This window comes from Arthrobacter sp. P1_D12 (genome assembly GCF_056406175.1).
The window spans coordinates 35,676-47,405 of the sequence record NZ_JBFUAR010000013.1 but is presented as its reverse complement, the minus strand read 5'-3'; the positions used below and the strand labels follow the sequence as shown (position 1 = coordinate 47,405).

At 64.1% G+C, this 11,730-nt stretch carries 5 protein-coding genes; all 5 read left to right on the top strand.

Annotated elements, in window-relative coordinates; genetic code table 11:
* Nucleotides 1-15 precede the first annotated feature (15 nt).
* On the top strand, nt 16-564 hold the full coding sequence (locus tag AC1DZV_RS11155) for an NUDIX hydrolase (RefSeq protein WP_231386393.1): 549 nt from the start codon (nt 16-18) through the stop codon (nt 562-564).
* Nucleotides 565-626: 62 nt separating this feature from the next.
* A complete protein-coding gene (gene murJ, locus AC1DZV_RS11150) occupies nt 627-2,687 on the top strand; it encodes a murein biosynthesis integral membrane protein MurJ (RefSeq protein ID WP_476953720.1) in 2,061 nt (686 codons plus the stop codon).
* Nucleotides 2,688-2,858: 171 nt separating this feature from the next.
* Complete coding sequence (locus AC1DZV_RS11145) at nt 2,859-4,421, top strand: ABC transporter substrate-binding protein (protein ID WP_476953719.1); 1,563 nt, start codon at nt 2,859-2,861, stop codon at nt 4,419-4,421.
* Between the two features lie 273 nt (nt 4,422-4,694).
* Nucleotides 4,695-5,651 carry a thioredoxin-disulfide reductase gene (trxB, locus tag AC1DZV_RS11140; RefSeq protein ID WP_476953718.1) on the top strand — a complete coding sequence of 319 codons (957 nt, stop codon included), beginning with the start codon at nt 4,695-4,697 and terminating at the stop codon, nt 5,649-5,651.
* 37 nt (nt 5,652-5,688) lie between these two features.
* Nucleotides 5,689-6,051, top strand: coding sequence for a thioredoxin family protein (locus tag AC1DZV_RS11135; RefSeq protein WP_476953717.1), 363 nt, complete (start codon nt 5,689-5,691; stop codon nt 6,049-6,051).
* The last annotated feature ends 5,679 nt before the right edge of the window (nt 6,052-11,730 follow it).

Below are 11,730 nucleotides of genomic sequence, written 5' to 3'. Positions count from 1 at the left end.
GTTAGAGTGGACCTCATGGCCCATCCCGTACCGAGCGCTCCCGGCAGGAGGACAAACGCACCGTTGCCGTCGGCAATAGGTGCCAACGTCGCGCCTGTCCAGCACACGGGCCACGCCTCCCTGCCCACTGTTGAGGAAATCTCCGCCGGCGGCGTCGTGGTGGACATGTCCGACGCCGACCTGCGGGTAGCGATCATCGCGCGCCTTAACCGCGGCGGACGTCTCGAGTGGTGCCTGCCGAAGGGCCACCCGGAAGGCAAGGAAAGCAACGAGGAAGCCGCGGTCCGCGAGATCGCCGAGGAAACCGGGATCGAAGGCAAGATCCTGGCACCGCTGGGAAGCATCGACTACTGGTTCACCGTGAGCGGGCACCGCGTCCACAAGACCGTGCACCACTACCTGTTGCGGGCCACCGGCGGGGAACTCACCATCGAAAACGATCCGGACAAGGAAGCCGTGGACGTCGCGTGGGTTCCGATCCAGGAGCTGGCGCGCAAGCTGTCCTTCCCCAACGAACGCCGCATCGCGGATCTGGCCAAAGAAGTCCTGCCGGAAGACCGCTGAAGGCCGCCGGTGCGGCCCGTCACGTCCTTTGATAGCGACTAATGCCCCGCGCGGGTGAGACGATGAAGACGATGTCATCAGCCAAACCCGCCCCCGTACCCTCCGGCCCCGCCGATTCCAAAGCTGCCCAATCCGGAGAAGCCCGTTCCAGCGCCATCATGGCCGCCGGAACCCTCGTTTCGCGTTTCCTGGGCTTCGCCAAGACCTGGATGCTGGCCGCCGCCCTGGGCCTGGGCTCCTCCGTCAATGACACCTTCATCAATGCCAACAACCTCCCCAACCTGATCTTCCTGCTGGTGGCCGGCGGGGTGTTCAATGCTGTTCTGGTGCCGCAGATCATCAAGGCCAGCAAGGCGCCGGACAAGGGTGCGGACTACATCAGCAGGCTGCTGACGCTGGCGGTCCTGGTGCTGCTGGTACTCACGCTGCTGGTCACGCTGCTGGCACCCACTGTCATTCAACTGACCACCCAGGGCTACTCGCCGCAGCAGAAGGCCCTCGCGGTGTCGTTCGCGTTCTGGTGCCTTCCGCAGATTTTCTTTTACGGCCTCTACGCCCTGCTGACCCAGGTCCTGAACGCCCACGGAGCCTTCGGGCCCGCGATGTGGGCGCCGATCGTGAACAACGTCGTGGCAATCGCCGGACTGGGCATGTTCATCGCCATCATGGGCGCCAACGCCGTCAATCCCCACACGATCGAAAACTGGGGATCCTTGCAGACCATCCTCGTGGCGGGGTTCTCCACGATCGGCGTCGTCACGCAGACTGCCGTCCTGCTCATTCCCGTGTTCAGGCTCCGGCTGGGGCTGCGGCCGCGCTTCGGCTGGCGCGGGGTCGGGCTGGGCCATGCCGCAAAGCTGAGCGTCTGGACCCTGGCGACAGCCGCCGTCGGGCAGTTGGCCTTCCTTTACGTCATGCGCATCGCCACGATTCCGGGCGCGGAACGGGCCCGTCTCCAACAAGCGGGGGACCCCGCGGCGGCCTTCATTCCGGGCAACGCCGTGCTGGAGGTGGCCAGCCAGCTGTACCTGCTGCCACACTCCATCATCGCCCTGTCGCTGGCCACCGTACTGTTCAACCGGATGACCCGGGCGTCCCAGGACGGAGACCGGGCCGCGCTGCGCAACGCGCTCTCCCACGGGCTGCGGACCATGGCCGTGGCCACCGTCTTCGGTGCGCTGGCGCTCTTCGCGCTGGCCGGGCCGCTGGGCATGTTCTTCTCCGGCGACGTGCGCCTGGACGGCGTCATGCTTGCCCAGACCCTCACCATCCTGGCCCTCAGCACCCCCTTCATGAGCGCCAACTTTATGATGTCGCGCGTGTTCTACGCCAACGAGGACGCCCGGACCCCGTTCTTCATCCAGCTGGTCCTGGCGCTGGTCAACGTGGCGGCCGCATTCGCCATCCAGTTCCTGCCGTTCGATCAGATTATCTTCGCCATCGCCATCCTCTACACCGGCGGCAACATCCTCTCCGTGATCGTCAGCGCAACCTTCCTGCGCCGGCTCCTGGGCCACCTGGACGGGCCCCGCATTGCCAGCTCCTATATCCGGATGGGCTATGCGGCCCTCGGTTCGGCCCTGGCCGGAGCCGTGGCCCTGTGGATGCTGGGCAGCTACAACCCGGACGGCTACGCCTGGAGCAACCGGATCGCCGCTCTGGTGACGATCGTCGTCGTCGGTCCCGTCATGCTGGCCGCCTACTTCCTGCTGCTGAAGCTCTTCCGGGTCACCGAGCTTCAGGACCTCCTGCAGCCGCTGCTTGGGCGGCTCCGGCGCCGCACCGCCGAGCCGGGCATCGAGCCGCAGGCAGGCGGCGCGGCGGAGGTCCGGAGGGCACCGGAACGGGCCACCGTCTCGGTGGATACGGGCCTGATTCCGCGAATTTCCGGCGAGTTCGACGCCGAATCGTTCCGTGCCGGTCCCGACATCCGGGAAGAGGACTCGTTCCCTTACGGCCGTCCCGCGGGCCCGGAGGGCGGTTACCTGCCGGCAGAAGACCTCCCCAGCACCGCGCAGGGCGGCTTGGGCAAGGGCGATGTTCCCCTGCCGGGCCGCCGCACCTACCAGGGCCCGGCCGGCCACAACCCCTACTTCCCGTTTGGCGGGAAAAAGAAAAAATGATCCCGGCTCCGTTTCGAACTGCCGTGCTCACGCGGCCTGGACAGAGCATCGGCTAGGATCGAAGACTAACAAGGGAAGTTGCGGACCAGCGGTCAACCGGCTTACCGGAGGGCACACGGTCGCTCTCGGAGTGACCACGTCGGCAGGTCCCGGACAGTCTAGGAGGAGCCCGTGTCCCACCCGATCGATGTCGGATCAGTACTCGGTGGCCGCTACAAGGTCACTGCCACCGTACTGACCTCACATGACCAGGATCTGGTGCTGGACGGTGTGGACCAGGTGCTCAACCGCCCCGTGAGCATCCTCGTCGCAGGCCCGGGCAACGCCGACCAGGTGGCCCAAAGCGCCCGTGAAGTGGCAACGGGCGAACGCCCCGGCAACGTGCAGATCCTCGATCTTGGCGTCAGCGATGCCACCACGTACCTGATCACCAACCACACCTCGGCGGCGGATCTGCTGGATCTTGTGGTCTCTTCAAACCCGCCGTACGTCGAACCCTTCTTCACGGACACGCTGGGCAGCGAGATCTTCGGGCAGGCCCGCTCCCACGAACCCGAAACCTACGACGGGCTTTACGACGACGAGGAAGTCGACGCCGGGTACATCAACTATGGCCAGGCCCAGGGCACAAACGCACAGCCGCCGGTTTCTCCGGCGGCGCCGCCCGCGGGAGTACCGTCGCGGCCCGCGTCCGCTCCTGCCGCCGTGGCAGGCGTCGCGGCAGCAGCCGGGGCTGCCGCGGCCAGGGCACCCAAAGCCCCCACAGCCGCACCGCAGGAGGCGGCGGCGCATTCAACGGCGCCGCAGCCCGTCCAGAACGGCGGCGCGTCCCGCCAGGCCGAACCGGCAGCGCAGCAGCCGGCACCCGCCGCGGCACCAAAAGTTTCCTTGTGGTCCGACGACGACTACGCCGGTGACGATCAGCGCGGCGGAGAGCACCACGGCGGCGCAGCTGCGGCTGCCGGAGTGGCAGCTGCCGGCTTCGACTCCGCGGATCGGGCTCCGGGCAACTTCCCCGCCTCCGCCCGGGCCGCCGTCGACCAGGATGAGGACGAGTACGAGTACGAAGACGAGGACGAGCCCAACCGGGAGCCGCGTTCCATGCGCTGGCTGGTCGGCGGGCTCCTGGCTGCCGTGCTGGTGGTGGGCCTGATCTTCGCGGTTACCAACCTTGGCAGCCTCTTCAAGAGCAGCCCGCAGACCAACGCCGTAACCTCCGCCTCCTCCAGCGCACCGGAACCGTCCACCGCGCAGCCGTCGTCGACCGCCACCGAGGCGCCGGCGGCCGGACCACCCGTCATCGAAGACGTGACGCGACTCGGCAATTTCGATTTCGCCGGAAATTACGACTCCGACCTCGTCAAGACTTTTGACGGGAACGGCGCGAGCTTCTGGTCAGACATGGAATTCGCGACGGACGACTGGGGCGGACTCGCCTCCGAAGTTCCGCTCGTGGTCAAGCTGCAGGACCCTTCCAAGGTCTCCTCCGTCACTCTGAGCCAGTTGGGGGCCTCGGGTGGCAACATCAGCGTCTTCACCAATGACAAGCCGACCCTGGACGGTGCAAAGCAGATTGGCAGCAACAGCTTTACGTCACCGGACCTGACCATGCCGCTGTCTGAACCCGTCACGGCGCAGTACGTGATCGTGTCCATCAAGAAGCTTCCGAAGCTGGCCGCACCCAAGACCCGCTATGGGTACGGCCTGCGCCTGGCCGAAATCAAAGTCCAGTAGCGGCCCTGCGCGGCCGCCGTTGCGCTGCTGCGTTGCGCCGTGAGGCTGCGGCTGCGCTCTAAGGCCACCGTTGCGCCGTCAGGGCCGTGCCCGCCCGCGGGCCGGTAATCCTGGGCCGTCTCCGGCCCCGGGCCCGGGCAAACCGGTACCCTGAGTAGTGGTGTTGCTCCGTGACGCCCATTTCGGCCGGAATATTCAATGCCCGGCAATAGTTGTGCCATGTGGCCGCCCATCGAGGCGGGCGCATCGACAAAGGAAGAGGTTCACCGTTCAGTGAGCAACGCAGAAAACACTGCCTCCGAAGTACGTGATGTCATCATCGTCGGCTCCGGCCCGGCGGGCTACACCGCAGCGGTGTACACGGCGCGCGCGAACCTGAAGCCGCTGCTCCTGGCAGGCTCGGTTACGGCCGGCGGCGAACTGATGAACACTACGGACGTGGAGAACTACCCAGGGTTCCCCGACGGCATCATGGGCCCGGATTTGATGGAGAACTTCGAGAAACAGGCCGCCCGTTTCGGCACGGAGATCCAGTTTGAGGATGTCACCGATCTGGACCTCGACGGCGACGTCAAGACCGTCACCATCGGCACGGGGGAGACCTTCAAGGCCCGTTCCATCATTCTTTCCACCGGCTCGGCCTACCGCGAGCTCGGCTTGCCGAACGAGAAGAGGCTTTCGGGCCACGGTGTGAGCTGGTGTGCAACCTGCGACGGTTTCTTCTTCAAGGATCAGGACATTGCCGTCATCGGCGGCGGCGACTCGGCCATGGAAGAGGCCCTGTTCCTCACCAAGTTCGCCAAGTCCGTCACGGTCGTCCACCGCCGCGATACCCTCCGCGCTTCAAAGATCATGGCTGACCGCGCCTTGGCCCACGAGAAGATCAACTTTGTGTGGAACACCGGTGTGGAAGACGTGTTGGGACAGGACAAGGTCACCGCACTGCGGTTGAAGAACCTGGTGGACGGCACGGAATCCGAACTGGCCGTAACCGGAGTGTTCGTGGCAATCGGCAACGATCCCCGCACCGATCTGGTCAAGGGCAAACTCGAGCTGACCGCAGAGGGAACCATCGCCGTGGACGGCCGCACCTCGAAGACCAGCGTYCMGGGCGTCTTCGCTGCCGGCGACGTCATTGATCCGACCTACCGCCAGGCCATCACCGCCTCCGGTTCCGGGTGCGTGGCGGCACTCGACGTCGAGCACTACCTCGCAGATTTCCACGCCTAAACGGCGCGCAGCAACCAACGGAAGAGAGACAAAGGTTATGAGCAACGCAAAAGACGTAACGGACGCCAGCTTCAGCACTGATGTACTGGCCTCCGAGAAGCCCGTCATTGTCGATTTCTGGGCCGAATGGTGCGGTCCCTGCCGCAAGCTCGGTCCGATTCTTGATGAGATTTCGGTCGAATACAGCGAGAAGGTTGATGTGGTCAAGGTGAACGTTGACGACAACCCAGCCATCGCTGCCGAGTACGGCATCACCCTTCTGGCGGGGGCCACTTTTTTGTTGTGCTCCAAGGCCATCGGTGGGGGAGTAGGGCTGGGCGGACACGCCATAGATCTGCCATATCCGTTGTTGCAACCTTGGGTGGCTGTCTATCTGCATTGTTTTTTGTCTGCTGGCTGACAATTCTCTTGGCTACTGCCGGCTTGTGGAATGGGCCATCCCTCGGCCGGCGAACTGCTATTCGTGCTGACAGGCACGGAAGGTGTTTGGCCGTTGCGTAGGGGACACCACTGCCTTGTTTCACGTGAAACATGATGATCGCGACAACCCACTTAGCAGTTGCTGCGCGGTGTGCGCCCGCGCATAGAAGAGAACGGTTTCCGGTCAGGACATCCCACTCGATTTCCGTTGCCTTCGTGGTCACCGCTGGGCGACGTGTCGCCAATATTCCCGAGTGGGTGACCCACATTCCGCCGAAGCGCCATACGTAACGTCACACAATGGTGTTTCACGTGAAACATCCAATTCTTGAAGGGTAAGCAAATTTGAGGCGGCTTTGGGGATGAGTCCGGACTCTAGATGCGCTCCAAATACTCTTTGTCCACCGCAGGGGAGTCGAGGGTGGAGGCCGCGCTCATACCAGGAACCCGGTCTTGTGACGGGAAGGCATCCACCGATACTGCCGTAAGGGCGGCGCCGTACCCCCACTGCCCCCCGAGATTGGGCAGCCCCCGCGTCAGCGCAACACGCCATGACCGCTCCTGCATGTCCGCCACGGGCCTGGGGAGGGGTGGGGGCCGCCAGGGTCCGAGGCGAAATTGTACTCGGCGACGGATGACCACGACTGCACTTGACTGTCACACCGACACATATTCGTCCCTTTTTCAAGAACGGCGATCAGCGCCTGCCGGTCGCTACCAGCTGCAGCGACCGGCCGGTTCGGACACCTGTTTCACGTGAAACAGGTGTGTACGTCGCACGCTGCCGAATTGTCCCGCCAACCTCCGGGCTCCCGACGTTTCACGTGAAACTGGAAGGGTCATCACGAGAGCGCCGAATACTTCCGCCCGCCTCCGCCGTACTGATGTTTCACGTGAAACACCCATAGTGGCAACCCATAAATCGCAACCCGAAGCGACATGATAGTTGACTCTTAGATAAAATATTGGGGTCTCGCCTCAGCGTGCCCAATTCCCCAGGGAGGGAGGTCGGTGGGACGCAAAGCTGCGCCTGATGGCCTTTGTCTCCCTGCTAAAAGGACACGGCACATCCTTGGCTGAGCGACCCTAAGGTCGTTTGTGCGTGCCGGTGACCGCCATCATTCCTGGCCCAACGCTCGCTGAGGCACCGCCGGCTGCGACCCAACTTCTGCACACCAGACAGGATTTCGGGCAGATCATCGGATCCGACCCCCGTCCCAGCATCTCCGGAATGCCTGGTTTCACGTGAAACATCACAGCGGAGCAGAAACAGCCTGCAGCGAGGCAGACCCAGACTCACCTCCGTAGCCACGATGGGGGTACTGCCGGCAGCCCCTTCAGGTCTCGGCGAGCCGCCGCGTGTGTGGACATGCGAACCTGGGTGCCTCTGAAGCGGCGCGCAGTACGCCCCAGAACGGGCGAGGGAACTTGCTTGAGCTCAGGCCGGAGCATGGGGCAGAGTGCTCATGTGCGCTCTCGGCCGCCCGCCTACGACCAAGGGCCTATGTTGTCTGATTTGAGAGCGAACCGACGATCAATATCGGATCGCTGCGGCAGTCAGTCAGCGAATGAAAACGCCCCGCCGCCGTTACCGCCGGCGCAGTTCCCGCACTCTGCGTGCCGTAGGACGCACGGTCCGGACCTGCATTCCATGGGGCAACCGACCAAACACAGGGCCCGGCCCTGAGGCGATTCCACCGGTTAGGCCCCCACCTTATTTAATTCATGGCGCGTCTCGACAGTTGCTCCTCTGCTCCTCTGCGCCTCCGGTCCGCGTCCAATTCGCCTTGCCCGAGGCCAGGCTCCTCTTCTCCAGGGTTCCTGTCCAGGGACCCTCCGGCGGCAGCCAGGGTCAAACGCGCAGTGCCTGTTCACAGTTCGTGGGCTGATCGGTTCATCAAACACCATCCCCGTTCGGCGCGCGGCATGATCTTGTCCCAGCTGAACAATGCCCACTCTCTCCGCCCCGGTCCGCTTCGGTCTCAGGCACCACTCAAGCTGCATTGAGCTTGCCCAAACTCCTGTGCTGTCTGCAGCCGGGCGCCCCTATTCCGCTCTAGAGGGGAGCGGATTGAGCCGGCTCCTGTGTCCCCGAGGTGGGCCAATTCGATATTCGCGGAACAAGAAGATCGCGCGCCTGTTCTCATGAAGGCTTGTACTCATGAAGGTTGGGACCCCTGCTCTGCCAGTCGCGGCGCAGCAGGTTCGACTCCATGGCGGCCGGACCGAGGACACCCAGGTCCAGCCACGAACCTGCCCCCGCCCCGGCAGGCGCCGCAACCGCCGCTGCCCGTTATGGATGTGCTTCGAGCCCTCGGCATCTGTCCGCAAATCGCCACACTCATAGTGACACCGTGCATGCCTTCCGACTGTCAATACACGAGCCATCACGACCGGCATCCTGGGCGCCAGGCGAAGGTCAGCGGCGGCCGATACAAGCGCATTTCCGGCCCGTCCAGCGGCCACAGAATCCGGAGCTCACTCGATATCCACGAGTTTCTCCACAGAAGTTATTCACACCGTTATCCACAGGCGCTGAGAGATTATTCACATGCCCTTTCCTAGTGGGCCGCCGAGGGCGGTCGCCCCTCCGAACCGGCTGTCTGACCAGCCACCCACCGTGCCAGAGGCACGTCCTGGACCCCGATTAAGAACTCCGGCTCGCAATCACGGCAGAGAGCGTATATCGCCGAAAAATTAACCATAGAACGGCGATTTAGTACATCTTCGCGAATGCTTTGACCATCGTCGCTGAACACCATGATCATGTTTCACGTGAAACGGACTGGAGCCCTGAAAGGACGTTCGGGGCCGTTGTCACGACAGCAGCTCGCCCAAGAATCTGGCGTCACGAACGGGCTGCAATCAGTCACTAATCCACAAAGTTATCCACAGCAATATCCACCGCTCTATCCACCGCCCCATCCACCGGCCGCTGGCTAAAATCCGAGCCGGGAACGGCCACACGAATCCCGCCTGGATGCACCCTTGACCTGCAGTGAAGTGCTCTCCGGACGTGTCATCCCAAGGAGGCCGGGAACTGCAAATCCACGTGGGTCGAACCAAACCCGTCGAGCGCCGGGACCGCCAGCGTGCCATTGCATCGCCCGACGCGCCGGCCGAAGCCAGCTTGTTCCACAGCGCCAGGCGGACCTCAAGAGAACCAGGGGAGCGGAGCCGTTACCCCAAGGAACTCTTCCATCCCACGTCCAGGGATCGCCTTGCCGTGCCAAGATGCGACGACAGCACCCGCCGGACTCGATGAGCTTTGCCGGGCAGCTCACATTCTCTCTGAGCTCGGAGTCCCTGTCGGGCCTCACGCCCTCGCAGGGCCTGTCTGGCCGATCATCTTTCCACGCCGGTCCGCGGACCCGCCGTGTCCGTTGGCCGATGCAGACACGAAGAGGCTCGTCGACCGTGTGTTTGCCACGCGTTGTTTGCATTGGGACAGCACTGGTCCTGTTCCGACTGAAGCATTGCCGGTCGACTTGGGGATTCGCATGAGGGAGGCGCCGGACTGCAAAAAGCGGTCGGCCCGGTCGTGCCGGCACAGTTGACACGCGCAAGCACAAGTCCCGAACCCAATCAGACTGACCCGGATGCCTGCCTTCCTTTCTTTGCGGTTTGAATCCCTCCGGTTGCTGCACCAACTTACGGGTCCGGCGCGGTCAGCGGATTGGATCCTACAGGCAACTGCGCCCTGGTGCCCGGGGGCGACGAACCTGGCCGCCCGAAACACGCTGGTCCGGGGGAGCGGACCCGGCCCGGGTAGCCGTGTAGTTGGACATGCAGCAGCTCGGCAGCTTCCCTCTGGTGCCGGCTGGATGCCCACACAAGAACCACCCCGACAGTTCCGGCCAGATAGAATCCGCAGGGAAGGCGTGGTTGACGCCTGGGACTAATCGGTACGACCCCGGCCCTACTTCATGTGGGCTACGCTTCCCTTCTCGCGGGTGCGTCGCGTGGCCTGAGCTCCTGCTGAAGGACTCCTTCCAACCACTCTGCAGCAGGGTCACCGATGTGCAGCAGTACAGGACCTGCGCTGCACTCTCATCAAGCGGGTACCGGCAAGCCGGCAGGCGCCGGCAGCGGCAGAGTGTGGGGGCCCCAGGTGTCCGGTGCGCGATTCCGGATGAGGGGTGCCGTGTCCGGGGTGCCGGGAAAGCACCACACAGGGCCATCTCGGCCATTGGATAAGGCGTCGGGCTCGCCGGAGGAAGCTGAAGAATGCGACAGGAACAGCACGCCCGCCGGGGCCCTCAGGGAGATCAGGCATGCTTCGCACGCCGGCATGCCACATGGCGCATGGTTACGGCTGGATGCGGCGACGGGACTGCAGCAGTACGTTGGCGGTCATGGCACCCGGCTACCGGGGTGGGGAGGATGCGTGTCAGGGCCCCGGTTCCGGTTGCCCGGGTCCCGGCAAACTGACAGGCACAATCGAGTACTGAATCCGGAACCTAGGACGCGGGGGCAACCCAGTGAAAGGGGGGTGAACAGCAAACCGGCGGGGAGTCGAAGGACGCAGACATCCGCAAAAGGGAGGCAACTCTGGTCAGCTTCCGCTGTCACAGTCCCACAAGAGGCCTCTGCCCGCGCGATCGAGACCACCTACTTTCTGCGGCACCGACGCCAGATCACCCTCCCTATCACGGCCCGCGTCCATTCCCGCGCCAAGGTCGGCGTCCGGCCTGCACCGTCGCCCTCGTCCCGATCTGCACGCCAAGCTCGGCGTCCAGGTCTGCACCGTCGCCCTTGTCCCGACCTTCGTCCACGCCCGCATCGATACCTCTGTCCAGGGTTCGTTTCGTGGCGCGTGTCGGACGCCTACTTCAACCGTAACCACCGGAACGGCCTACAAATCCATCGCCGAACCCGACGAAGCACGTAGCTGACCAGCCTGCCGGCCTCTGCATGAACTCAGGGTTCACCCACTTCAATTTTCCTTCACGGAGGGTGCCTTCACGGCCCGTGATCGTAAGCAGCGGGAGAGTGCCGCGGGCCTCTGCCAGGAGCGGACAGTGCCGCATCAGGGCATCTCAAGGCGTGCAAGGCTTCAGCTGCGCTCCAGTCGGCTTCGCCTTCCCTCAGTCAACCACGCGGCCACACAACGCAGCAGCGGCGCCGTATGGCACTTTCAGCGGCGCACAGGAGCGAGTGACCCCGCAGAGACTGGCAACGGTACAACAGTCGCTCCGAGGTTCGGCTGTGGCTGCGGCGAGCTTGCACCGTCGCCAAGCAGCAGCCGCGCCGTAGTGAGCCGCTTCCCCTGCTTCGCACCGGCATGGATGAATGTGGTCGCATAGCGCACCCGCGGCCGGCCAGGCCGCCAGGAAAAGTTGGGCCATAGCTGCGGGCCGACCCCCTTCAAGGGGAGGCTGAACCGTCATGACGCAGACGGTGGACCCTTGGTCGAAACGACGGCATTCGCTCGGCATCCCAGTCCACCGGCATTGCCATGACCATGGACGGCGCAATCGCAGCGCCGGATCGCCACGTCGCAGGCAGACTTGCATGGACGGGGACGCAGTCCAGCTGCCGGAGTGACGACAGCGCATCGGTCTCCAGCCGGTGGCCGGATTCTTCTGCCCTTTTGCGTCCTCACCTGGGCGACCAGCCAGCAAGGCGTTCGATGGGGCAAGACGCAGATGCGCGGTCC

Excerpts from the sequence above, each read along its gene's own strand:
- AC1DZV_RS11155 (WP_231386393.1), top strand. The coding sequence starts at position 16 with ATGGCCCATCCCGTACCGAGCGCTCCCGGCAGGAGGACAAACGCACCG.
- murJ (WP_476953720.1), top strand. The coding sequence starts at position 627 with ATGAAGACGATGTCATCAGCCAAACCCGCCCCCGTACCCTCCGGCCCC.
- AC1DZV_RS11135 (WP_476953717.1), top strand. The coding sequence starts at position 5,689 with ATGAGCAACGCAAAAGACGTAACGGACGCCAGCTTCAGCACTGATGTA.